Origin of the sequence: Haloferax gibbonsii (assembly GCF_001190965.1) — an archaeon.
Classification (GTDB): domain Archaea; phylum Halobacteriota; class Halobacteria; order Halobacteriales; family Haloferacaceae; genus Haloferax; species Haloferax gibbonsii.
The window spans coordinates 132,999-157,560 of sequence record NZ_CP011948.1 but is presented as its reverse complement, the minus strand read 5'-3'; the positions used below and the strand labels follow the sequence as shown (position 1 = coordinate 157,560).

Annotated in this window: 15 protein-coding genes and 1 pseudogene; 15 read left to right on the top strand and 1 reads right to left on the bottom strand. The window is 67.8% G+C overall.

The genetic code is table 11. The features are described from left to right. The first annotated feature begins 36 nt into the window (after positions 1-36). From cobN to xacR, 14 genes and pseudogenes are all read left to right on the top strand, one after another. A complete protein-coding gene (gene cobN, locus ABY42_RS15660; RefSeq protein ID WP_050460053.1) occupies positions 37-3,897 on the top strand; it encodes a cobaltochelatase subunit CobN in 3,861 nt (1,286 codons plus the stop codon). Continuing rightward, positions 3,890-4,570, top strand: a complete 681-nt coding sequence (locus ABY42_RS15655) for a precorrin-8X methylmutase (RefSeq protein ID WP_050460052.1) — start codon at positions 3,890-3,892, stop codon at positions 4,568-4,570. The genes cobN and ABY42_RS15655 overlap by 8 nt, the downstream gene beginning before the upstream one ends. Beyond that, positions 4,563-5,387, top strand: coding sequence for a cobalt-precorrin-7 (C(5))-methyltransferase (locus ABY42_RS15650; RefSeq protein WP_050460050.1), 825 nt, complete (start codon positions 4,563-4,565; stop codon positions 5,385-5,387). The genes ABY42_RS15655 and ABY42_RS15650 overlap by 8 nt, the downstream gene beginning before the upstream one ends. A 75-nt stretch (positions 5,388-5,462) precedes the next feature. After that, positions 5,463-6,659, top strand: a complete 1,197-nt coding sequence (locus ABY42_RS15645) for an ABC transporter substrate-binding protein (RefSeq protein WP_050460049.1) — start codon at positions 5,463-5,465, stop codon at positions 6,657-6,659. 99 nt (positions 6,660-6,758) lie between these two features. Then, a complete protein-coding gene (locus ABY42_RS15640) occupies positions 6,759-8,585 on the top strand; it encodes an IucA/IucC family protein (RefSeq protein WP_050460047.1) in 1,827 nt (608 codons plus the stop codon). 269 nt (positions 8,586-8,854) lie between these two features. Continuing rightward, a complete protein-coding gene (locus ABY42_RS15635; protein ID WP_050460045.1) occupies positions 8,855-10,234 on the top strand; it encodes a diaminobutyrate--2-oxoglutarate transaminase in 1,380 nt (459 codons plus the stop codon). Next, positions 10,231-11,784, top strand: a complete 1,554-nt coding sequence (locus tag ABY42_RS15630) for a pyridoxal phosphate-dependent decarboxylase family protein (RefSeq protein WP_050460043.1) — start codon at positions 10,231-10,233, stop codon at positions 11,782-11,784. The genes ABY42_RS15635 and ABY42_RS15630 overlap by 4 nt, the downstream gene beginning before the upstream one ends. Next, on the top strand, positions 11,781-13,562 hold the full coding sequence (locus ABY42_RS15625; RefSeq protein ID WP_050460042.1) for an IucA/IucC family protein: 1,782 nt from the start codon (positions 11,781-11,783) through the stop codon (positions 13,560-13,562). Before ABY42_RS15630 ends, ABY42_RS15625 begins: the two co-directional genes overlap by 4 nt. Next, positions 13,559-14,254: a GNAT family N-acetyltransferase gene (locus tag ABY42_RS15620; RefSeq protein WP_050460041.1), complete on the top strand. Its 696-nt coding sequence runs from the start codon at positions 13,559-13,561 to the stop codon at positions 14,252-14,254. The genes ABY42_RS15625 and ABY42_RS15620 overlap by 4 nt, the downstream gene beginning before the upstream one ends. Further along, positions 14,251-15,624, top strand: coding sequence for a lysine N(6)-hydroxylase/L-ornithine N(5)-oxygenase family protein (locus tag ABY42_RS15615; protein WP_050460039.1), 1,374 nt, complete (start codon positions 14,251-14,253; stop codon positions 15,622-15,624). Before ABY42_RS15620 ends, ABY42_RS15615 begins: the two co-directional genes overlap by 4 nt. Next, positions 15,621-17,601: pseudogene (locus ABY42_RS15610) on the top strand (IucA/IucC family protein). Before ABY42_RS15615 ends, ABY42_RS15610 begins: the two are co-directional and overlap by 4 nt. Next, positions 17,598-18,446 (top strand): polysaccharide deacetylase family protein, encoded by an 849-nt coding sequence (locus ABY42_RS15605; protein ID WP_050460038.1) that lies wholly within the window; start codon positions 17,598-17,600, stop codon positions 18,444-18,446. The pseudogene ABY42_RS15610 and the gene ABY42_RS15605 overlap by 4 nt, the downstream one beginning before the upstream one ends. Then, positions 18,446-19,873: an MATE family efflux transporter gene (locus tag ABY42_RS15600; protein ID WP_050460036.1), complete on the top strand. Its 1,428-nt coding sequence runs from the start codon at positions 18,446-18,448 to the stop codon at positions 19,871-19,873. Before ABY42_RS15605 ends, ABY42_RS15600 begins: the two co-directional genes overlap by 1 nt. A 615-nt stretch (positions 19,874-20,488) precedes the next feature. Continuing rightward, positions 20,489-21,244 carry an HTH-type transcriptional regulator XacR gene (xacR, locus tag ABY42_RS15595; protein ID WP_004972172.1) on the top strand — a complete coding sequence of 252 codons (756 nt, stop codon included), beginning with the start codon at positions 20,489-20,491 and terminating at the stop codon, positions 21,242-21,244. 312 nt (positions 21,245-21,556) lie between these two features. On the opposite strand, the gene xacF is transcribed toward xacR, so the two are convergent. Further along, positions 21,557-23,005, bottom strand: coding sequence for a 2,5-dioxovalerate dehydrogenase (xacF, locus tag ABY42_RS15590; protein ID WP_050460034.1), 1,449 nt, complete (start codon positions 23,003-23,005; stop codon positions 21,557-21,559). Positions 23,006-23,185: 180 nt separating this feature from the next. On the opposite strand from xacF, the gene ABY42_RS15585 reads away from it, so the two are divergent. After that, a complete protein-coding gene (locus ABY42_RS15585) occupies positions 23,186-24,424 on the top strand; it encodes a xylonate dehydratase (RefSeq protein ID WP_004972176.1) in 1,239 nt (412 codons plus the stop codon). Positions 24,425-24,562: the final 138 nt, after the last annotated feature.

Sequence of the window (24,562 nt, the reverse complement as noted above, 5' to 3'; positions counted from 1 at the left end):
AAACCGTACTTGCAGTAAGACAATAACACTTTATCAATGACACCGACAATCGGACTGTACACAGCGACGGAAAACGAGTTGGGCGCGGTCCAGCGGGCCGCGCGCCGACTCGACGGAATCGACCTCGTCGTCCGCTCCGCGAGCGATTTGGACGACGTGACCGACGCGGACGCCTTCGTCGACGAGTTGGAGTCGGCGACGGCGGCCGTCTTCTGGCTCCACGGGGCCGAAGACAGCATGCCCGGCTACGACCACGCGGTCGAACGGCTCGAAGCGGCCGGCGTGCCGCTCGTCGTCAAGGCCACCGGCGACGCCTTCGCGCGGCGGGACACGACCGTCGCCGACGCGGACCGCCGGCGCGTCTGCGACTACCTCGACCGCGGCGGCGCGGTGAACGTCGAGAACCTCTGTCGGTTCCTCGCCGCCGAGTACGCCGGCGTCGAGACCGAAGTCGACGACCCGGTCGAACTCCCGACAGAGGGCGTCTACCACCCGGACTACCCCGGCGTCGAGTACGACGAACTGCTCGACACTCACGACCCCGACAAGCCGACCATCGGCGTCTGGTTCTACGAGTCCCACTGGACGCACGCGAACACCCGGTACGTGGACGCGCTCGTGGAGCGACTCGAATCGCTCGGCGCGAACGTCCTGCCCGCGTTCTGCAACCCCGCGACCGACGAGGAGGGACAGGAGAACGCCGAGTGGGTCGCGCGGAACTGGTTTTCGGACGACGGCAGCCCCGTCGTGGACGCGGTCGTCAGCTCCTTCATGTTCTCGCTGTCGATGAGCGAGCGCGGTCGCGACGCCGACGACGAGGGCGCGGACGCCGAGGACGTGTTCCTCACCGAACTCGGCGTTCCCGTCTTACAGGCCGTCACGACCATGCGCTCCCGAAGCCGGTACGAGTCGAGTGACACGGGCGTGATGGGCTTCGAACTCGCGCTGTCGGTCGCGCTCCCCGAGTTCGACGGCAACGTCATCACCCACCCGATAAGCGGGAAAGAGCGGATGGAAGACGAGGCGGGCGTCGGGAGCGCGCCGAAACAGCACTTCCCCATCGAGGACCGGGTCGACCACGTCGCCCGACTCGCGGTCAACTGGGCGCGGCTCCGCCACCTGCCGAACGACGAGAAGCGCGTCGCGGTCGTCCTCCACAACTACCCGCCGAGCGACGACGGCATCGGGACGGCCTTCGGGATGGACAGTCCCGCGAGCACGGTCAACCTCCTGTCCGAACTCCGGGGTCGGGGCTACGCCGTCGGCGACCTCCCCGCGGACGGGCAGGCGCTCATCGACGACCTCACCTCGCAGTTGACTCTCGACGACCGCTGGGTCGCGCCCGAGGACGTGCGTGACCTGAGCGTCGACGTGGTCTCACCCGACCAGTACGCCGACTGGTTCGCCGACGCCGACGAGCGATTCCGAGACAACGTCGTCGACGAGTGGGGCGACCCGCCCGAGCGACCCTTTGCGATTCCGGGCGTCGAGTTCGAGAACGTCCTCGTGACCGTCCAGCCCCCGCGCGGCTTCGGGATGGACCCCTCGAAAGTGTACCACGACTCGGACCTCCAGCCCCCGCACGACTACGTGGCGTTCTACGCGTGGCTCCGCGAGGCGTTCGAGGCCGACGCCGTGGTCCACCTCGGCACCCACGGCAGCCTCGAATGGCTCCCCGGCAAGACCGTCGGCCTGAACGGCGAGAGCGCCCCGGACCAACTGGTCTCGGCCCTCCCGAACGTCTACCCGTACATCATCAACAACCCCGGGGAGGGGACGCAGGCCAAGCGCCGGTCCTACGCGGCCATCGTGGACTACCTCACGCCGGTCATGCGCACCGCGGGGACCTACGACGACCTCGCGGACCTCGAAGAACTCGCCCGCGAGTACCGCGAGGCCGGCATGGATGAAGCCCGACCGGAGCGCGGCGACCAACTCCGCGAACTCCTCCTCGACGCGGTCGACGACCTCGACCTCGCGGTCGAACTCGGGTTCGAAGACACCGGCACAGTCGGTGACGCAATCGGCGACGCGGATGCCGAAGTCAGTTCCGAGCAGGTGGACTTCGACGACCTCGTCGAGCGCGTCCACGAGTACCTGACCGACGTGAAGACGACGCAGATTCGGATGGGTCTCCACACGATGGGCGAACCGCCCGAGCGCGACCGACTCGTGGAGTACCTCGTCGCGCTCACCCGCCTCCCGAACGCGGACACGCCGAGCCTCCGCGAGAGCGTCGCGGGCGTCATGGGCGTCGACTACGACCGGATGCGAGACGAGCCGGGGACGTACGACGACGACCTCGAGATGTACCTCTCGGAGGCCGCAGACCGCGTCTACGACCAGTGCGTCGAACTGGTGTCGGCCCTCGCCGAGCGCGACTTCGACGTGCCCGAGTCGGAAGTCGACGCCGACCCCGACGACGAGGTGAACATGAACCTGCTCGTCGTCGATATCGACCAACTCGGCGACGCGCGAGCCAAGCGCGGCGCGCACGACGACCTCCGCGAGGTGCTGGCGTTCGTCTGCGACGAGGCGGCCCCGCGAATCGCGGCCGCTGAAGACGAGATTCCGCAGACTGCGGACGCCCTCGACGGCGAGTACGTCCGACCCGGCGGCTCCGGCGCGCCGACCCGCGGCGGGGTGGACCTGCTTCCGACCGGGCGGAACTTCTACACGCTCGACCCGCGGAAAGTCCCGGCCAAGCCGGCGTGGAGCGTCGGCGAGCGCGTCGCCGAGGGCGTTCTGGACCGCCACTACGACGACCACGGCGAGTACCCCGAGGAGTTCGGGGTCGTCGCGTGGGGGACGCCGACGGTCCGGACCCGGGGCGAGACCATCGCGCAGGTGCTCGCGTTCATGGGCGTCGAACCGGTGTGGACCGACGCGGGCCGCGTCGACGACGTGGAGCCGATTCCGCTGGACGAACTCGACCGCCCGCGAATCGACGTGACCACCCGCGTCTCGGGGCTGTTCCGCGACGCGTTCCCGCAGGCCGCGAGCGTCGTCAACGACGCCGTCGACGCGGTGGTCGAACTCGACGAGCCCCACGAGATGAACTACGTGAAAAAGCACGTCGAGGAGGACGCCGCCGAGTTCGAATCGGAGGGCGTCGACGCCGACGAGGCCGAGACACTGGCCAAACACCGCGTGTTCACGACGACGCCCGGCGGCTACGGCGCGGGGACGAACAAGGCCGTCGACGAGGGCGAGTGGGACGACCGGAGCGACCTCGCGGACGTGTTCGTCCAGTGGGGCGGCTACGCCCTCGGGAGTCGCGGCAGCGTGACCGAGGCCCACGACGCCTTCGAGCGACGCCTGAGCGGGGTCGAAGCCACGGTGAAAATCGAGGACACCGCAGAGCAGGACGAGTTCGACTCCTCCGACTGGTACGCCTTCCACGGCGGGTTCGTCTCCGCCGTCGGCGAGATTTCCGGGAGCGACCCGGCCTCGTACGTCGGCGACTCCAGCGACCCCGACAACGTCAGCGTCTACACGAACGAGGAGAAGGTCCGCAAGGCGATGCGGGCGCGCGTCCTCAACCCCGACTGGCTCGACAGCATGGAGGAACACGGCTACAAGGGCGCGGGCGACCTCTCGACCACGGTCGACGTCGCGCTCGGCTGGGACGCGACCACGGGCGTCGTCAGCGACACCCTCTGGGAGAGTCTCGCCGACGCCTACGCCTTCGACGAGGACCGACGGGAGTGGCTGCGCGACGTGAACCCGTGGGCGCTCGAAAGCATCACCGCGACGTTCCTCGAAGCCATCGACCGCGACCTGTGGGACGCCGACGACGACGTGAGAGAGCGGTTGCAGGACATCAACCTCTCCGTGGAGGGCGACCTCGAAGCGAACACGACGAACGCCATGACGCAGACCCAATCCGATGACTGAACGAGACGCCTACGCCGACCTCGGCGCGACGACGCAAGAAGCGATGGACATCGCGGAGACGAGCATGGACATCGTCCGGACGTTCGTCCCCGACGAGACGCTGAACGACCGACTGCGACAGAAGTCAGTCCACTCGACCGGCGACATCGAGTTCCAGCACCTCATCCGGTGCCAGAACGACCCGGTCGTCGCGGGCGCGAGAGCCGTCCTCGACGAGCGACCCATCGTGACCGACATCACGATGGCGAAAGCCGGCGTCACGGGCCGCGGTCACGACTGCCCGGTGCGGAAGGCAATCGGCAACGGAGCCGAACTCGCCGCCGAGACGGGCATGACCCGGACCGCGGCCGCGGTGCTCGAACTCGACAAGGAGGGCGTCTACGACGGCGCAATCGCGGTCGTCGGCAACGCGCCGACCGCCGCGTTGGCGCTGTGCGACTGCATCGAAAACGGGACCCGACCGGCGGCCGTCGTCGCGACGCCCGTCGGGTTCGTGAAGGCCGAAGAGAGCCGAAAACGCGTCCGCGAAATCGCCGACGAGTACGACGTGCCCGCGGTGACGAACGTCGGGAAACGCGGCGGAAGCGGCCTCGCGGCCGCGCTCACGAACGAGCTGATTCACGTCGCGAGCGACGTTCGCAACGGCGACGTGGACCTCGCAAACCATGAGTGAGGACGACCCGTACGACCTCGACTCCGGGCCGGACCCGGCGGCGTTCGCCGCGGCCGCGCCCGAACCGAGCATCGACGGAATCGACGGGAGCGGCGAGGACGCCGAGGGCTCCGCGGTCGCCGACGCGCCGGTCTACGCGGTCGGAATCGGCCCCGGCAACCCGGAGTATCTGACGCCTCGCGGGCGGCGAGCGATTCGGGAGGCAGACGTGGTCGTCGGTTTCGAGACGGTCGTCGACTTCGTTGCCGACGAGACTGACGCCGACCTGCTCACCTGCGGCTACGCCGACGAAGCAGAGGCGCTGTCCGAGTTCGGGAGGCGCGTCGCGGCCGGCGAGCGCGGGACGGCGGTCCTCATGGGCGACCCGAACCACTCGGGCTACCAGTTCCTCGGGAAAGTCCAGCGGGCCGTCGAGCGACCGGTGCGGGTGATTCCGGGTATCTCGTCGCTCCAGATAGCCGCGAGTCGCGCCCGGACGCCGATGGAGGACACGCGGTTCGTCACGCTCCACAAGAGCGGGTCGCTCGACGCCGACCTCGACCGACTGGCCGGGGCGGTCGGCGAGCGCCACCTGCTCGTCCTGCCGCGGCCGTTCGACTGGATGCCGGGCGACATCGCGGAGTTCCTCGTCGATTCGGGCGCGGACGAATCGCTGGACGCGCTCGTGCTCGAACGGCTGACTCACGACGACGAGCGAATCACCCGAACCACGCTCGGCGACCTCCGCGAGTCGGCCGGCGGGAGCGGTCCCGACTCGACGCCGTACTCCGACCTCTCGGTCCTCGCCGTCAGAGCGCCCGTCGACGCGACGGACTGAGCCGCCCCACACGGCGGTAGTTAGGCTCGCCTAAATTTCGAAGACGTTTTAACCATTTAGGGAAGCCTAAAACACATGGCAAACGACGGACACAGCGGTCGAGAATCGACGCGGCGCGAGTATCTGCAGTACGGCGGGGCGGTCGTTGCGGGTGGTCTGCTCGCCGGCTGTACCGGTGGCGGCGGGTCGGAGACGACCGAATCCGAAACCGAGACGACCACGGCGGCGACGACCGAATCGACAACCGAGGCCGAGACTGAGACGACGACCGAGACATCCGAGTCCTACTCGGTATCGATAGAGCCGATGGGGGAGGTCACGTTCGACTCGGTCCCGGAGACGTGGGTCGCGAACAACGGCAGTTGGGCCGACATGGGCGTCGCGCTCGGCCTCGACGCGCCGATGGGGGTCTGGCTCACCGGCCGGTACCACACGCAGTACTACGACGAGATTCCGGGCGTGAGCGTGGACAAATCGTCGATTCGACAGCTCTGGGGCGACAGCGGCGTCGGCAAAGAGCAGTTCTACGACATGGACGCGGACGTGCACATCGCCGACCCGAACTTCCTCAAGAACCGCGGTCAGTGGAGCGACGCCGACGTCGAGGAGATCAGCACGCAGGTCGGTCCGTTCTTCGGCAACAGCATCTTCTCGCGCGGCTACGCGTGGCACGATGACTACCGTTACTACGACCTCTACGAGGCGTTCGAGAAGCTCGCGCAGGTGTTCCAGCGCGAGGACCGCTTCGAGGCGTTCGAACAGGTCCACGACGAGTTCCAGGCGAACCTCGCGTCGGTCGTCCCCGGGCAGGGGGAGCGGCCCTCGGCCGCCGTCGTCTGGGGCGGCGGCGACGAACCCGAGGAGTTCTACCCCTACATCATCGACGAGGGAACGAGCTTCAAGCACCTCAACGACCTGAAAGTCAACGACGCGCTCGCGGCGACCGACGTGAAGGACTTCTTCAGCAACCGCGGCGCGGTCGACTTCGAGACGCTCTTGGACGTCGACCCCGAGGTAATCCTCCTGCGCGGACAGGAGGCCAAGGACCGCGAGGAGTTCCAGAACACGGTCATCTCGTTCATGGAGAACCACGAGGTCGCAAGCGAGCTCACCGCCGTCAAGAACGACGACGTCTACCGCGCCGGCGGACTCTACCAGGGCCCCATCACGAACCTCGTCGTCACGGACCGCCTCGCGCAGACGCTGTATGACGCCGACGAGCGCCTGTTCGACGCCCAGCGCGTCAGCGATATCGTCAACGGCGACCTGTAGTCGGTCCCGCTTCGCGGCCCCGCTTTTCCCGTTTCGCTCCGCCGTCGAGCGGCGCGTTCCGCCAGAATTCTTATATGTTTTTAGGTCAGCCTAAAACACATGGCGACCAGCCGAGATATCGGGCGGACACCGGCGGCCGACGCGGCCCCGGACGACCGCGCCGCGTCAGCGACATTGCACAGTTTCCTCAACTGCTACCTCCACGAAATCGGCGGTCACGAGGTCGTCGACGCGGCCGAAGCGCCGCTCGAGGCCGACTGTAAACGTGGAGTTCGACTCCCGCTTCCGGAGCAGAAAATCGAGGTTTTCGTGCCGCTTTCGTACTATTCCGACGGGGGCCGACACCTGTTCGGCGGGCCCGGCGTCTCCGTCCTCCCGGACGGCCGGGTCATCGACCTCGACTACCTCCGGCTTGCGCGATTGCTCCTCGAAGAGCTGTCGCTCGCCCGCGACGCGCCGGGTGCGGTGGACGAACTGCTCCTCCGGGTCGTCGAGAGCTGTCGGAACACCGCCCGGGCGGTCGAGGCCCGCCGCGGCGACGAAGCGCGACTCTACGGCTTCGACACCACCTTCCGCGACGCCGAGCAGTCGCTCGTCTTCGGCCACCACCGACACCCGACGCCCAAGAGCAGGCAGGGCATCGCGCCGCACGACGAACCGCGGTTCGCGCCGGAGCTACGCGGGTCGTTCCGGCTCCACTACTTCCGGGTCGCGTCCGACCTCCTCGACCACGACTCGACGCTCGACCGGAGCGCCCCGGCGTGGATAGCCGACGCGCTCCGAGCGGACGAGGCGGTGCCCGACTCGTTCGCCGCCGAACACCTCGACGGCGACACCGACGACGGACTCGTCCCGGTCCACCCGTGGCAGGCCGACTACCTCCTCGCACAGCCGGCGGTTCGAGCGCGCCTCGGCGACGGCATCGAGTCGCTCGGCGAGGTTGGCAGAGAGTTCTACCCGACCACCTCGGTTCGGACGCTGTACTCGCCGGACGCGCCGTTCATGGTCAAAGGCTCGCTGAACGTCAAAATCACCAACTCCGCGCGGGTCAACAAGCGGCACGAACTGGTCCGCGGCGTCGCCGTCAGCGAGCTGCTCGACGCCGGCCTCCGCGACGTTATCGACGCCGAGTTCCCCGAGTTCGGTCTCGTCGACGACCCGGCCTACGTCACCGTCGACCTCGGCGACGGCGAGTCCGGCTTCGAGACCGTCCTCCGCGAGAACCCCTTCCGCGGCGACGCGGCGACGAACGCGACGCCCGTGGTCGCGCTCTGTCAGAATCCCATCGGCGAGCATCGCTCCCGGCTCGGGACCATCGTCGGGACGCTCGCGGAACGCGAGGGCCGCCCATCGGGCGCGGTCGCCGAGTCGTGGTTTCGTCGGTACCTCTCGGTCGGGCTCCGGCCGGTGCTGTGGCTCTACCTCCGGTACGGCTTCGGCGTCGAGGCCCACCAGCAGAACAGCGTCGTCCTGTTGGAAGACGGCTATCCGAGCGCGTTCCGCTACCGCGACAATCAGGGCTACTACTTCCCCGAGTCGCGGTACGACCGACTCGACGACTTCCTCCCCGGCGTCGGCGAGCGCACAGACACCGTCTGCGACGACGACATCGCGGACCAGCGCATGATATACTGGACGGTTCTCAACAACGCGCTCGGCGTCGTCAGCGCGCTCGGGCGGAGCGGGCTGGTCGACGAGCGGCGACTGCTCGCGGCGCTCCGCGAGGAACTCGAATCGCTCCGCGGGGTCGACGCGCCGGGGTCGTCGCTCCTCGACCGGTTGCTCGCCGAGCCGACGCTGACCCGCCAGTCGAACCTCCTGACGCGGTTCCACGACATCGACGAACTGGACGACTCGCTCGACGACGCGCCGCTTTTCGTCGAGGTCGACAACCCGCTGGTGACGGCGTTCGACGGGGAGCGGTGAGCTAACGCGGCGGCGACGCGAGCGGCCGACACGGAGCGAGATTCGACTCGATTCGCCCGGCCGGGAGCCGCGTGCGGACAGAGAAAACCGTCGAACGCGGCGGGCGGCGGGTCGTCGCGGACGCTCCGCGGCGACCGAGTAGCGGCCGCGCTATCCCGATATTATTCATTCAGAATGTCTCTGCAGTAAACTTTTTGTATTTTTAGGCTAGCCTAAAACTGTATGCTCGACAGCGACAGACCGACGACGAACCGACGGAGGAAAGGGCGATGACCAACCCGACGGCCGGCAACGAGGCGTTACTCGAACAGCAGGCCGCCCGCGAGTCGAGCGCGCGGACCTACCCCCGGCACCTCCCGCACGCGATACGGGAGGCCTCGGGCGTCACCGTCACCGACATGGACGGCGAGGAGTACTACGACTGCCTCGCGGGGGCCGGCACGCTCGCCCTCGGGCACAACCACCCGAGGGTGGTCGAGTCGATGGAGCGCGTCCTCGCGGAGGACCGCCCGCTCCACACCCTCGACATCACGACGCCCGTCAAGGAGCGGTTCGTCGACACGCTGTTCGACAGCCTCCCCGACGAGTTCGCCGACAACGCGCGGGTGCAGTTCTGTAGCCCCGCCGGGACCGACGCCGTCGAGGCCGCGCTCAAGCTCGTCAAGACCGCGACGGGCAACCGGAGCGTCCTCGGGTTTCAGGGCGGCTACCACGGCATGACCAACGGCGCGCTGAGCCTGATGGGCGACACGGACCCGAAGGAGGACGTGCCGGGACTGATGCCCGACGTACACCACCTGCCGTATCCGTACGAGTATCGGTGTCCGTTCGGCGTCGGCGGCGAGGAGTGTCACGAACTCGCCGCCCGGTACGTCGAACGCACCCTCGACGACCCCGAAAGCGGCATCACCGAGCCCGCGGGGATGGTGGTCGAACTCGTGCAGGGCGAGGGCGGCGCGATTCCCGCGCCCGACGACTGGACCCGAGAGATGCGGCGGGTGACCCGCGAGCGCGACATCCCGCTCGTCGTGGACGAGATTCAGACCGGCCTCGGTCGGACCGGCGAGCTGTACGCCTTCGAGCACGCCGACATCGTCCCCGACGCGGTCACGCTCTCGAAGGCAATCGGCGGGTCGCTCCCGCTTTCGGTCGTCGTCTACGACGAGTCGCTCGACGTCTGGGAACCGGGCGCGCACGCCGGGACCTTCCGGGGGAACCAACTCGCGATGGCCGCCGGCATCGCCACCATCGAACACGTGCTCGAACACGACCTCGACGACCACGCCGCGCGCATGGGCGACCGACTCCGCGGCCACCTCGACGCGACGAAGCGCGCCCACGACGCCGTCGGCGACGTGCGCGGTCGCGGACTGATGCTCGGCGTGGAACTCGTCGACCCCGCGGGAGCGCCCGACGCCTGCGGGCGCTTCCCGGCGCATCCGGACCTCGCCGACGCCGTCCGCGCGGCGTGTTTCGACCGCGGACTCATCGTCGAACTCGGCGGCCGCCACGGGAGCGTCGTCCGGTTCCTCCCGCCGCTCGTCGTCACCCCGAACGACGTGGACGCCATCGGGAGCATCTTCGCGGACGCCGTCGAGGCCGCAATCGAGGCGGTCGACGCCGACGGCCGCCGGGAGGTCGCCGCATGAACGACGTCGGCGGCGTCGACGGCGTCGGCGAGCGGCGCGACCCGCGGCCGGACGCCGCGAAGTGGTTCCTGAGCGGCGGCGACGACGACCGAGCGCGCTACCGAGACGCGATTGGCCGGGCGTGCGACCTCGTCCTCGACGAGTTCGCCGACGAGGCGACGCCGTACTCGGGGGCGACGCCCGAGGAGCTCGACGACGCGCTCGCCCGGTTCGAGATGTTGCCCCACGAGGGCGACGGCGTGGCCGCGGCGCTCGACCGCACCGAGCCGATTCTGCGAAACTCGGTCGGTGTCTCGGACCCGGCCTGCGTCGCGCACCTCCAGTGTCCGCCGACGATTCCGGCGCTCGCGGCCGAGGTGCTCCTGACCGCGACGAACCAGTCGATGGACTCGTGGGACCAGAGCCCCGCCGCGACGCAGCTCGAACGACGGTTCGTCGACGAGCTGTGCGAGCTGTTCGGCTACGAAAACGGCGACGGCGTGTTCACAAGCGGCGGCACGCAGTCGAACTTCGTCGGCCTGCTCCTCGCGCGCAACAGGGTCGTACTGGAGGAGTTCGGCGTCGACGTCCAGCGCGAGGGGCTGCCGCCGGAGGCGCGGGACCTCCGAATCCTCTGTTCGGCCGACGCCCACTTCACCGCCACGCAGGCCACCTCGCACCTCGGCCTCGGCGAGAACGCCGTCGTCACCGTCCCGACCGACGACGACCGCCGCCTGTCGATGGAGGCGTTCGACGAGGCGGTCGCGGACCTCCGCGAGCGCGGAAAGCGCCCGTTCGCAATCGTCGCGACCGCCGGGACGACGGACTTCGGCAGCATCGACCCGCTGGGGCCGCTGGCCGACCGCGCGGCCGAACTCGACTGCTGGTACCACGTCGACGCCGCGTGGGGCGGCGCGCTCGCGCTGAGCGACGACCACGCCGACAAACTCGCGGGCGTCGAGGCCGCCGACTCCCTCGCGGTCGACTTCCACAAGCTGTTCTACCAGCCGATTAGCTGCGGCGCGGTCCTCGTGCGCGACGAGTCGGCGTACGACCTCATCGACCGCAACGCGGCCTACCTGAACCCGGAGCGCGACGACGACGCCGGCGTGCCGAATCTCGTCTCGAAGTCCGTCCAGACGACCCGGCGGTTCGACGCGCTCAAACCCTTCGTCACGATGCAGGCGCTCGGCCGCGAGGGGCTGGCGTCGATGGTCGAGTACACCATCGACCTCGCCGACGACGCCGCGAGGCTCGTCGAGGCCGACCCCGACCTCCGCCTCGTCCACGACTCCGAGCTGAACGTCGTCGTCTTCCGGTACGTCCCCGGCGACGGACGGGACGGTGACCCCGACAGACGCGGCGCCGACGAGGTGAACGAAGCTATCCGCGACTCCCTCCTTGACGACGGCGAGGCCGTGGTGGCCCGGACCACCGTCGACGGCGAGACGTGCCTGAAGCTGACGCTCCTGAACCCCCGAACGACGCGCGAGGACCTCCGAGCGCTCCTGCGCGAGGTTTCGACCCGCGGCACCGCACTCGAAACGACGACCGACGACCGACACGCATGAATCCGAACGACACGGCCGAGTCAGCGACGATGCACAGCTTCCTGAACTGCTACCTCCGGGAGACGGGGGACTACACCGTCGTCCCCGCCGGGGACGCACCGGTCGAGACGGACGCCGACGAAGTCGTCCACGCGCCGCTGTTCCACCAGGGCGTCGACCTCTACGTCCCGCTTTCGTACCGGTCGCCGACGGACCGCCACCTGTTCGACCTCCCCGGCGTCTACCGGCTTCCGCGGGGCGAAACGCTCCCGCTCGAGTACACGATGCTCGTGACGCTCGTCACGACCGAACTCAGACTCGACCGCGACGACACCGGCGCGGCCGACGAACTCCTCCTGCGAGTCGTCAAGAGCTGTCAGAATATCGAACAGTTCGTCGAGGCCCGCGAAGGCGACGAGGAGCGACTCTACGGCTTCGACACCACCTTCCGCGACGCCGAGCAGTCGCTCGTCTTCGGCCACCCGTTACACCCGACGCCGAAGAGCAGACAGGGCATCCCCGACCACGAGTCGCGGACCTACGCGCCCGAACTCCGCGGGTCGTTCCCGCTGGCGTACTTCAGCGCCGACCCCTCGCTCGTCTCGCAGGACTCCGCGCGCGACGACTCGGCGGCCGAGTGGGTCGCGTCGGCGCTCCGAGCGGACGAGTCGGTCCCCGAGTCGTTCGTCGCCGAATGCGTCGACGCCGACGAGGTGCTGGTTCCCGTCCACCCGTGGCAGGCCGACTACCTCCGCGCGCAACCCGAAGTGCAGGCGCACCTCGGCGACGGCCTCGAATACGTCGGCCAAGTCGGCAGGGAGTTCTATCCGACCTCCTCGGTTCGGACGCTGTACTCGCCGGACGCGCCGTTCATGGTCAAAGGCTCGCTGAACGTCAAAATCACCAACTCCGAGCGGACGAACAAACTCCCAGAACTGGAGCGCGGCGTCGCCGTCACCGAACTGCTGGACACCGAACTCGGCGACGACCTCGAAGAGCGGTTCCCGGCGTTCGACGTCGTCCGCGACCCGGCGTACCTGACGGTCGACCTCGGCGACGGCGAGTCCGGCTTCGAGACCGTCCTCCGCGAGAACCCCTTCCGCGGCAACGCGGCGGCGAACGCGACGCCCGTGGTCGGCCTCTGTCAGGACCACCTCGGCGACGGGTCGTCGCGGCTGGCGACGCTCGTCGAGGGAATCGCCGAGCACGAGGGCAGACCGACCGGTGCGGTGGCTGAAGACTGGTTCCGCCAGTACCTCGAACTGTCGGTTCGGCCGGTGTTGTGGCTCTATCTCGAACGCGGACTGGGCGTCGAAGCCCACCAGCAGAACAGCGTCCTGACGCTCGACGGCGGCTATCCCGAGACGTTCCGCTACCGCGACAATCAGGGCTACTACCTCCCCGAATCTATGTACGAGGAGGTGGACGCGCTCCTGCCCGGCATCGGCGAGCGCGCCGACACCGTCTGCCCGGACGCCGTCGCCGACGAGCGCATCCGCTACTACGTCATCATCAACAACGCCCTCGGCCTCGTCAACGCCTTCGGCACGGCCGGACTGGTCGACGAACGGCGCCTCTTGGAGGTCCTCCGCGAGGAACTCGAATCGCTCCGCCGGTACGACCGGCCGTCGTCGTCGCTGCTCGACGACCTCCTCACCAGGGAGACGATTCCCTGCAAGGCGAACCTGCTCACGCGGTTCCACGACATGGACGAACTGGAGGGCTCGCTGGCGAATCAGTCGGTGTACGCCGACATCGACAACCCGCTGGTCACGGAACTGGAGGTGCCGACGCCATGACCGGGTCGAACGCGGGTGCTGCGGCCGCGGCGACGCGAACGAACGGAGGGCGCGAGTACGCGTATCGGGCTCGAAACGAGCGCATCGACCGGACCGTCGCGTTCGCCGAGGTCGACCCGACCCTCGATTTCGACCGGCTTCGCGCGTGGTTCGGCTCCGACCACGTCAAGCCGTACTGGCAACTCGACCTGCCGGAGGCGGCGTTTCGGGCGAAGCTCGATTCGAAGCTCGGCGACGACCACCTCACGCCCTACGTCGGCCTGTTGGACCACACGCCGATGAGCTACTGGGAGACGTACCGCGCGGCCGACGACGCGGTCGGCGAGCGCTACGACGCGGAGCCCGAAGACCGCGGCGTCCACCTGCTCATCGGGCCGCCGGAGTACCTCGGACACGGCTACGCAGTTCCCCTCCTGCGGGCGATTACCGCGTTTCAGTTCCGCGCGACCGACGCGGGTCGCGTCGTCAGCGAACCGGACGTTCGCAACGAAATCGCCATCCGCGTCTTCGAGCGGTGCGGCTACGAGCCCAGGGGGCGCATCGACCTCCCCGACAAGGAGGCGCTGTTGATGCACTGCGAGCGCGAGCGGTTCTTCGACGCGGTTGCGGAACCCGCGGACGTGGACGTGGACGTGAACGGCGGTTCCGACGCCGACACCGCGGCCGACGCGGAGTCGGAGGTGGGGCGATGAGCGAGACACCCGTCCACGACGTGGTCGGCGTCGGCCTCGGGCCGTTCAACCTCGGGCTGGCCGCCATGCTCGACGGCGCGCCCGACGACGTGGACGCGGTATTCCTCGAACAGGACGCCGAGTTCGCGTGGCACGAGGGGATGCTCATCGAGGGGACGACCCTCGAAGTGCCATTCCTCGCGGACCTCGTGACGCTGGCCGACCCGACGAACCCCCACAGCTACCTCAACTACCTGCGGGAGACGGGCCGCATCTACGAGTTCTACTTCTACGAGACGTTCCAGATTCCCCGGCGGGAGTACGACGACTACCTGCGCTGGGTCAGCCGGCGACTCGACGCCTGCCGGTTCGAACGCCGCGTGACGGACGTCGAGTGGGTCGAAGACGGCTACTTCGAGGTGACCGCCCGCCACCCCGAAAGCGGTGAAGAGCACCGCTACCGGGCTGAGGACGTGGTGTTCGGTGTCGGAAGCCGGCCGCACGTCCCCGAGAATCTGGGGGGACAGCCCGAGCGCGACGTGTTCCACACCGCGGCGTACCGGAGCCGAAAAGAGCGGTGTCTCGACGCCGACTCGATAACTGTCGTCGGGTCGGGCCAGAGCGCCGCGGAGGTGTTCTTGGACCTCTTGGAGGCGCAGGCCGACGCGGACTACCGACTCGACTGGCTCACGCGCTCGGAGGGGTTCTTCCCGATGGAGTACTCGAAGCTCGGACTCCAGCACTTCACGCCGGAGTACACGTCGTACTTCAACGACCTCCCGCAGGAGACCCGCGACGAGGTGTACCCCGAACAGGACCTGCTGTACAAGGGCATCGACGTGAACACCAGCGCCGAGATATACGACGCGCTCTACCGTCGCTCCATCGGCGACCGCGACCCCGACGTGGGGCTGTTCGCCATGACCTCGGTGGAGGGCATCGAGCGGGTGTCCGGTTCCGACGGACCGCGCTACCGCCTCGACTGCGAGCAGTGGCAGTCCGAGACGCCGTTCGCCCACGAGAGCGAGGTCGTCGTCCTCGGGACTGGCTACCACCGGCCGACGCCGAGTTTCCTCTCGTCGCTCGAATCGCGCATCGAGTGGGACGACGAGGGTCGCTACCGCGTCACCGACGACTACCGACTGCGCCTCGACGACGACGTGACGGGGCGCACCTTCGTCCAGAACGCGGAACGCCACACCCACGGCGTCGGCGCGCCCGACCTCGGCCTCGGCTGTTATCGCAACGCGCACATCGTGAACCGACTCTGCGACCGGACGGTCTACCCCGAAGACGAGGACACCGTGTTTCAGGACTTCGCCGTCGAGCGGTTCCTCGAAACGACCGGCGGCGCGACTGCGGCGGCATCGACGGCGGAGGAAGACGAATGAACGGACCGGAACTACGGACGAACGGACGGACGGGACGCACAGGACAGATAGACGGACTGGAGACGCTCCGGACCGCGCTCGACGCGGACCGGTGGGCGGACGTGAGCCGCGACCTGCTCACGAAGCTGTTCGAGGAGTTCCTGTACGAGGAGTTGCTCGACCCCGAAGCACGCGGCACCGACGGCGAGTGGACCCGGTACCGGCTGGACTACGACGGCGCGGCATACCGGTTCGCGGCCCAATCGCGGCCGTTCGACAGTTACCGGGTCGACCCCGACAGCATCGAGCGGCGGGACGGAGACGCCGGCGGCGAGACGGAGAGCGGAGACGCCGACGAGAACCCGACCGAAAGCGGAGACGGGGAGGGCTGGCGGCCCGCGACCGACCCCGTCCAGTTCCTCCTCGACTCGCGGGAGTCGCTCGGCGTGGCCCCCGAGACGGCGAGTCACCTCGTCCGGGAGTACAACAACACGCTGGTCGCCGACGCCCACATCGACGCCCGCAAGGCCGAGACGGACGAGAGCCTGCTGGACATGCCGTACGCCGCGGTCGAAGGCGAGATGGAGGGCCACCCGTGGTTCACCATCAACAAGGGCCGCATCGGCTTCGGCTACGACGACTACCGGGCGTACGCCCCCGAGCGCAAGACGCCGCAGTCCCTCGTCTGGGTCGCCGCGCGCCGCGACCGCGCCGACTTCCGGAGCGTCGAGGGACTGCGGTACGAGTCGCTGATAGCCCAGCAACTCGGCGAGGCCGCGGCGGAGTTCGACGCGACGCTCCGGGCCGGCGGTCACGACCCCGACGACTACTACTACCTCCCGGTCCACGAGTGGCAGTGGAAAAACACCGTCGCACAGCTGTTCGCCAAGGACGTCGCAGCCGGCGACATCGTCCCGCTGGGGACCGGTCCCGACAGTTACCTCCCGCAGCAGTCGGTGCGGACGCTCACGAACCTCTCGGACCCAGAAAAGCCGCACGTCAAGGTCCCGATTCGCGTGCTGAACACCATCGTCTATCGGGGACTGCCCGGCGAGCAGGCGCGCGCCGCGCCCCGGGTCACGGAGTACGTGCAGTCGATTCGCGACGACGACCCGTTCCTCCGCGACGACTGCGAGTTGGTGCTACCGGGCGAGATTGCGAGTCTCAACTACGACCACCCCGAGTTCTCGCAACTGGACGACGCGCCGTACCAGTACCACGAACTGCTCGGGGCGGTGTGGCGCGAGAGCGTCGAGGCCCTCGTCGACGACGACGAGCAGGTGCTCACGCTCTCGGCGCTCATGCACGAGGACGCCGACGGCACGCCCGTCGTCTCCAAGCTCGCCGAGCGGGCCGGCTGTTCCATCGACGAGTGGCTGGCCGACTGCTTCGACGTGCTGCTGCCGCCGCTGTTGCACTACCTCTACCGCTACGGGATGGTGTTCATGCCCCACGGGACGAACACGATGCTCGTCCTTCGGGGACGGCCGGCCGACCCGGCTGGCGGTGAAGGACTACGTGGACGAGATCGCGGTCAGTGAGACGCGACTACCGGAACTCGACAGACTCCCCGACGGCCTGTACGAACACGACGACATCGTCCACCGGAAGTCGCCGGACGGGATGTGTCAGCACATCGTCGGCACGCTGTTCGTCTGCGTCCTGCGCTACGTGGCCGACCTGCTGGAGCGCCGCGAGGGCTACGACGAGACGCGCCTGTGGCGACAGGTCCGCGCGAGCATCGAGCGGTACCACGAGCGGTTCCCGGAACTGGAAGACCGCTTCGAGCTGTTCGACCTGTTCAAACCGGAGTACGACAAGCTCTGTCTGAACCGGAATCGGCTCGTGGAGTACGGCTACGACGACGACCACGCGCCGCCGGCGGTGACGGCCCACGGAACCGTCTCGAACGCGCTTTTCGACCTCGAACCGGCGGCACGGGCGGGAGGCGAGGACGGAGACCGGCGATCGGAGAGCGACGCGAGAGGCGACCGATGAGCGACGAACTGTTCGCGCGCGTCGATTCGAACTACAAGCCGGACCCGTGGGGCGAGTACCGCGCCGCGGCGACGTTCACGTTCGACCTCGACGCCAACGAACTGTGGCGCGCGGCCGCCGCGCTCGACCCGGAGTTCGCCCGGTTGGACTACCGCGGCGACTACGGGCCGGAAGTCGGCGTGCCGCGGCTCGTCGAACTGTTCGAGAAGTACGACGTGAACTGCACGTTCTTCGTCCCCGGCAAGGTCGCGGCGGAGTGGCCCGAGGCGGTGAAGCTCCTCCACGAACACGGCCACGAAATCGCCCACCACGGCTACACGCACGTCTCGCCCCGCGAGATGTCCGCCGAGCGCGAGGCGACCGAGTTCCGACGGACCATCGAGGTGTTCGAAGACCTCACCGGCGAGCCACCGGTCGGCTACCGGACTGTCGGCGGGATGCGCGACCAGACGCTCGACCTCGTCGAGGACGCCGGGATGCTGTACGACGCCTCGTGGCAGGACACGGACATGCCGTACCTCCGCGAGGACCGCGACCTCGTGGAGATTCCCAACGACTACCTGTTGGACGACTTCGTCTACTGGGGGTTCAACATGAGTCCGACGTTCGAGTTTCAGTCGGGTATCTCGCCGCACGGTCCCGTCTTCGACACGTGGGAAGCCGAGTTCGACGGCATTCGCGAGCGCGGCCGGCTGTTCGTCTTGACGATGCACCCGCAGATTGTGGGCCGAGCGAGCCGCGTCGACGCGCTCGAATCCCTGCTCCAGCGGATGCTCTCGACCGGCGACACGTGGGTGACGACCTGCGCGGAACTCGCGCGCTACTGGCGCGACCGATACGACTGATGGGTCGCGTGACGAAGCTCCGAGCGCGCCTCGACGGCCTGTTCGTCGGCCCGTCCGAACTCGAGTTGACCGAGGGAGGCATCGCGAGGCCGCTTTGCTACCTCGCGTTCCCCATCGTCGTCACGAACCTGCTCCAGACGGCGTACAACGTCGCGGACACGCTCTGGCTGGGGCGCTACGGTACCGAGGCGCTGGCGGCCATCTCGTTCGCGTTCCCGCTGGTGTTCCTGTTCCTCTCGCTGGGGCTGGGGCTCTCTATCGCCGGGAGCGTTCTCGTCGCCCAACACACCGGCGCGGGCGAATCGCTCGACGCGGAGCGGGCGGCGGCGCAGACGCTCACGTACACGGCCATCGCGGCCGTCGGCGTCGGCGCTGTCGCCTACGTCGCGGTCGACGACGTGCTCGCGTTCATGGGCGCGTCACCCGCAGTCCTCCCGCTGGCGACCGCCTACATGCGCATCGTCTCGCTGGGGATGGTGTTCGTGTTCGCGTTCTACGCGTTCATCTCGCTCATGCGGGGCCGCGGCGACACCGTCACGCCCATGCTCGTCATGGCGGGGTCGGTCGCGCTCAACGTCGTCCTCGACCCGATTCTCATCTTCGGCTGGTGGGGCGCGCCGGAACTCGGCATCCGCGGGGCGGCGATAGCGACGGTGTGCTGTCGCGGGCTGGCGGCCGTCGTCGGCGTCGGTATCCTCCTCGACGGACGACGCGGGCTTCGGCTCCGACCGGGGCAGTTCGTCCCGAGCGCCGCGGCCGCGAGGCGGCTGTTCCGACTCGGCCTGCCGACCGCCCTCGAAGAGACCGGACGAGCGGTCTCAATCAATCTCCTCTTGGCCGTCGTCGGGCTGTTTTCGACCGGCGTGGTCGCGGGCTACGGGGTCGGGACGCGCGTATTCTCGGTCGTCGTCCTCCCGACGGTCGCGTTCGCGAGCGCGGTCGAGACGATGACGGGACAGAACCTCGGCGCGGGAGCGACTGACCGCGCGACGGCGACTAACCGCTTCGCCGCGGCGTTCCTGTTCGGCGCCATGAGCGCCTGCGGCGTCGTCGTCTGGGTGGCCGCCCGTCCGCTCGTCGGTCTGTTCGCGGCCGACGCGACCGTCGTCGACGCCGGCGTCTCATTCCTCCGAACGATTGCCCCCTCGTTCGGATTCGTCGGGCTGATGCGCGTGTTCACCGGCGGACTGCGCGGGGCGGGGCGGACGACAGCGGCGTCGCTCATCGTTATCCTCGCGCTCGGCGTCGTGCGAATTCCGGCCGCGTTGTTGGGGGCGAGCGCCCTCGGTCCCGGCGGCATCTGGGTCGCGTTCGCCGCCTCGAACGTCGTCGGCGGCGGCGTCGCGTCGCTGTGGTTCTACCGGGCCGCCCGGCGGCGCTCACTCGCTCGAAGCGGTGTGAGGGGGGCCGTGGCCGGCGACGACTGACGCCCGCGGGGCGGCCGAGGACTCATCGACGAAATCACAGATTGAATATATTTTAGGCCGAGATATTTGACACGTTTACGCATCAGGGGTAGACGAGATTATTCGCAGACTCACGTGTGGCCCAGACATCCTGTAAGAGCCCATTCTCAGCGACAAAAACGACTATTCAGATATGAGTCAAACGGAATCGAATCATCGAGATACGTTGACTATTTTATAGGAACTGTGTAAATATCCATAAATAAATTCGGTCGATACTCGGGGTGAGCGTCGGTGAGGAACCAGCGGTCGCGACGGCAAACCGGTCGCGCCGAGGAGACGACCGCCGGGCAAGCTCTACACCCATGCCAAAAACTATCACGCTCCGGCACGAGGTTACGCGTGGTCGGCGCGAGCGGTCCGACCGTGTGACGTGTCAGTCATACCAGTACGCGCGAGGCGGCGGTGGACGCCGTGACAAGTCCAACTCATGAACGCCCACCGCCGATTCTCGCGTTACGCTCAGCATCAACCATCGAAAGCGGTTTTCCGAGTCGAACGGGACGCCTTTCTGCGACTCGGCGTCACCGTTCTCCGGACCAGAACACTTATTCAGATACTTGACAACGAGTAGCTATGGACGCCAAACATCCGGTGCGAACCACCGAGAAGACACTGGCGCTCGTCGAGGAGTTGATGGAGAAAGGACCCTGTGGGGTCACGGAGTTAGCGAGCGACCTCGACATGGGAAAGAGCGCGGTCCACAACCACCTGACGACCCTCCAGAAACACGGGTACGTTCTCAAGGACGGCGACGACTACCGCGTCGGTCTGAAGTTCCTCGAAGTCGGCGGTCACAGTCGGAAGTCGATGGAGGTGTATCAGGTCGCCGAACCCGAGGTCAAGTCGCTCGCCGCCGACACGGGTGAACTCGCCAACCTCCTCGTCGAAGAACAGGGGATGGGCGTCTACCTGATGCGGGCGAAAGGCGACGACGCCGTCGACCTCGACACCTACGCGGGCCTCCGAACGAACCTGCACACGACCGCCCTCGGGAAGGCGATTCTCGCGAACCTCCCGGAGTCGCGGGTGGACGAGATAATCGAGCGACACGGTCTCGAACAGAAGACCCCGAAGAGCATCGGCACGCGACAAGAGCTGTTTCAGGTGCTCGAAGCGGTCCGAGAGCGGGGCTACGCCATCGACGACGGCGAGCGCCTCGAAGGGCTGCGCTGCCTCGCGGCACCCATCAAATCGTCCTCCGGTGAGGTGCTCGGTGCCATCAGCGTCTCGGCACCCGCCAGTCGGGTCAGCGACGAAGACCTCCACGGGTCGCTCCCCGAACGCGTCCTGAGCGCGGCGAACGTCGTCGAGCTCAACATCAACTACTGACGCACCCTGTTCGCTATCTCGGAACAGACCGCGAGCCCCTCGAATTCTCGATGTAGAGCCGTGTTAACACAGCTCTCGGCGTGTGATTACGAGTGAAAATTACACAGCTAGTCGTGTAACCCATACTGCAGTCACCCGTAGAGTTCCGTTCTGTTATAGAGAATCGTGTTTGGAGCGGGCTGAGCCAACAGTCTCGGCCGGGTGAGGGTGCGAATGACGGGTGAGAAAACGACAGCAGAGGGAACGAGAGGAGACGAGAGAAAAGAACGAGACGATTGCAGACGGTCGCTGTCGACGACCGTCGGGAGCCGCTCAGTAGTTGTCGTAGACCGTCTTCTCGATGGTGTAGAAGTCGAGACCGGCGTCGCCCTGCTCGCGCCACGTCTCGGACGAGGAGCGCTTGAACCCGCCGAAGGGGACGTGGAGTTCGAGGCCGGTCGTCTTGTCGTTGACCTTCACGACGCCGGCTTCGGCCTCGTCGACGAAGCGGTTCGCCTCGGTGTGGTCGTCGGTGACGACGCTGGCCGACAGGCCGTAGTCGACGTCGTTCGCGACCGCAAGTCCCTCGTCGAAGTCACTCACTTCGATGACGGCGACGACCGGACCGAAGACCTCCTCCTGTGCGATGCGCATGTCGGGGTCGACGTCGGTGAACACCGTCGGCTCGACGAAGTGGCCCGTCTCGACTTCCTCGCCCTCGGGGACGCCGCCGCCGGCGACGAGGGTCGCGCCCTCGCCCTCGGCGATGTCGATGTATTCCAGCGTCGAGGAGAGCTCGGACTCGCTGACCTGCGGGCCCATCTCGTGGTCGGTTCCGGGGCCGACGTCGAGGGACTCCGCGCGGTCGACGAGTTCGGCGACGAAGTCGTCGTACACGTCCTCGTGGACGATGGCGCGGGAACACGCCGTACAGGACTGGCCGGTGGTGCCGAACCCGCCGTTAGCGACGATGTCGGCGGCCTCGGCGGGGTCGGCCGAGTCGGCGACGAGCGTCGGGTTCTTCCCGCCGAGTTCGGTCTGAACGCGCTTGCCGGCGTCTGTGGCCTGTTCGTAGACCATCTCGCCGACCTGACTGCTGCCGGTGAACGAGACGAGGTCCGTGCCCTCGTTGCCGATGAACTCGCTGCCGACCGAGCTACCGGGGCCGGTGACGACGTTGAGGACGCCGTCCGGGAGCCCGGCCTCGTCGAGCGCGCGGGCGATTTCGACGACGACGCCGGGCGCGATGGAGGCGGGTTTCAGGACGACGGTGTTGCCGGCGGCGAGCGCCGGGGCGAGCTTCCACGCGGGGATGGCGATGGGGTAGTTCCACGGCGTGATGAGCGCCGCGACGCCGACGGGCTCCTGTCGCGTGTAGAGGTTCGTGTTCGGTCCGCTCGCACCCTTCCTCGCGCCGCCGAGGTCGGCGGCCTTCGTCGAGAAGTAGTGGAAGATGTCGATTGCGCGCTGTACCTCGCCCGCCGCTTCGGGCCGCGCCTTCCCCTCCTCGGCGATGAGAATCTCCGTCAGTTCGTCCTTCCGCTGGGCGAGGAGCGTGCCCGCCTCGCGGAGGATGCGCCCGCGCTCGGGGCCGGGCGTGTTTCGCCACTCGTCTTCGGCCGCCACGGCGGCGTCGACGGCCGCCGCAGCGTCGTTCTCGTTCGAGTGCTGGTACGTCGCGACTACCTCGCTCGGGTTCGCGGGGTTCGTCACCTCGGCCGTCTCGCCGGTCTCCGAAGCGACCCACTCACCGTTGACGTAGTTTTTACTGGGTTCCGTCATCGGTCGTGTGTTCTCTCTTCCGACATACAATTCTTGCGAAATTGTCACCATTTGTAAGCCGTCAACGACCGCCGGTGCTCGGGCGACAGCGACGGTTACTGCTCGGGGAGTACACGCGAACTGAGCGACGAACTACCAACCCACACACTTTTGTAGTGGCTTTCGAGATATACGTGCGCAATGGTTGAGCAAGCGAAGCTTAGCGACCCGAACGCGGAGTACACGATGCGCGACCTGTCCGCGGAGACGATGGATATCACGAATCCGCGAGGCGGCGTCCGCGACGCCGAAATCACGGACGTACAGACGACGATGGTCGACGGGAACTACCCGTGGATTCTCGTCCGCGTCTACACCGACGCGGGCGTCGTCGGCACCGGCGAGGCCTACTGGGGCGGCGGCGACACCGCCATCATCGAGCGGATGAAACCGTTCCTCGTCGGCGAGAACCCCCTCGACATCGACCGTCTCTACGAGCACCTCGTCCAGAAGATGTCCGGCGAGGGCTCGGTCTCGGGCAAGGTCATCTCCGCCATCTCGGGCATCGAAATCGCGCTTCACGACGTCGCCGGGAAGCTCCTCGACGTGCCCGCCTACCAGCTCGTCGGCGGGAAGTACCGCGACGAGGTGCGCGTCTACTGCGACCTCCACACCGAAGACGAGGCCAACCCGCAGGCCTGCGCCGAGGAGGGCGTCCGCGTGGTCGAGGAGCTCGGCTACGACGCCATCAAGTTCGACCTCGACGTGCCCTCGGGCCACGAGAAGGACCGCGCGAACCGCCACCTCCGCAACCCCGAAATCGACCACAAGGTCGAAATCGTCGAGGCCGTCACCGAGGCCGTCGGCGACCGCGCCGACGTCGCGTTCGACTGCCACTGGTCCTTTACCGGCGGGAGCGCCAAGCGCCTCGCGTCCGAGCTGGAAGACTACGACGTGTGGTGGCTCGAAGACCCCGTGCCGCCGGAGAACCACGACGTGCAGAAGCTCGTGACCCAGTCCACGACGACGCCCATCGCGGTCGGCGAGAACGTCTACCGGAAGTTCGGCCAGCGGACGCTGCTCGAACCGCAGGCGGTAGACATCATCGCGCCCGACCTGCCCCGCGTCGGCGGCATGCGCGAGACGCGGAAGATTGCCGACCTCGCGGACATGTACTACATCCCCGTGGCGATGCACAACGTCTCGTCGCCCATCGGGACGATGGCCTCCGCGCAGGTCGCCGCGGCCATCCCCAACTCGCTTGCCCTCGAGTACCACTCCTATCAGCTCGGCTGGTGGGAGGACCTCGTCGAGGAGGACGACCTGATTCAGAACGGTCGCATGGAGATTCCCGAGAAGCCCGGTCTCGGGCTGACGCTCGACCTCGACGCCGTCGGAGAACACATGGTCGAAGGAGAGACCCTCTTCGACGAGGAGTAAACCCGAGGAAACTGTCCCACAGCGGCCGCATCAGCCTGACATAACACACCGACTGGACGCGACACCGCAGCCGAGAGAAGTGAGCGTCTCACCGCTCGCGGCGCGTCCGCCGTGGCCGCCTTTTACTCGCAGTCGTTC

Coding starts and splice junctions, on each gene's coding strand:
- ABY42_RS15605 (WP_050460038.1), top strand. CDS start 17,598: ATGAGCGACGAACTGTTCGCGCGCGTCGATTCGAACTACAAGCCGGAC.
- xacF (WP_050460034.1), bottom strand. CDS start 23,005: ATGACGGAACCCAGTAAAAACTACGTCAACGGTGAGTGGGTCGCTTCG.
- ABY42_RS15650 (WP_050460050.1), top strand. CDS start 4,563: ATGAGTGAGGACGACCCGTACGACCTCGACTCCGGGCCGGACCCGGCG.
- ABY42_RS15635 (WP_050460045.1), top strand. CDS start 8,855: ATGACCAACCCGACGGCCGGCAACGAGGCGTTACTCGAACAGCAGGCC.
- ABY42_RS15585 (WP_004972176.1), top strand. CDS start 23,186: ATGGTTGAGCAAGCGAAGCTTAGCGACCCGAACGCGGAGTACACGATG.
- ABY42_RS15600 (WP_050460036.1), top strand. CDS start 18,446: ATGGGTCGCGTGACGAAGCTCCGAGCGCGCCTCGACGGCCTGTTCGTC.
- cobN (WP_050460053.1), top strand. CDS start 37: ATGACACCGACAATCGGACTGTACACAGCGACGGAAAACGAGTTGGGC.
- ABY42_RS15620 (WP_050460041.1), top strand. CDS start 13,559: ATGACCGGGTCGAACGCGGGTGCTGCGGCCGCGGCGACGCGAACGAAC.
- ABY42_RS15640 (WP_050460047.1), top strand. CDS start 6,759: ATGGCGACCAGCCGAGATATCGGGCGGACACCGGCGGCCGACGCGGCC.
- ABY42_RS15625 (WP_050460042.1), top strand. CDS start 11,781: ATGAATCCGAACGACACGGCCGAGTCAGCGACGATGCACAGCTTCCTG.
- ABY42_RS15630 (WP_050460043.1), top strand. CDS start 10,231: ATGAACGACGTCGGCGGCGTCGACGGCGTCGGCGAGCGGCGCGACCCG.
- ABY42_RS15655 (WP_050460052.1), top strand. CDS start 3,890: ATGACTGAACGAGACGCCTACGCCGACCTCGGCGCGACGACGCAAGAA.
- xacR (WP_004972172.1), top strand. CDS start 20,489: ATGGACGCCAAACATCCGGTGCGAACCACCGAGAAGACACTGGCGCTC.
- ABY42_RS15645 (WP_050460049.1), top strand. CDS start 5,463: ATGGCAAACGACGGACACAGCGGTCGAGAATCGACGCGGCGCGAGTAT.
- ABY42_RS15615 (WP_050460039.1), top strand. CDS start 14,251: ATGAGCGAGACACCCGTCCACGACGTGGTCGGCGTCGGCCTCGGGCCG.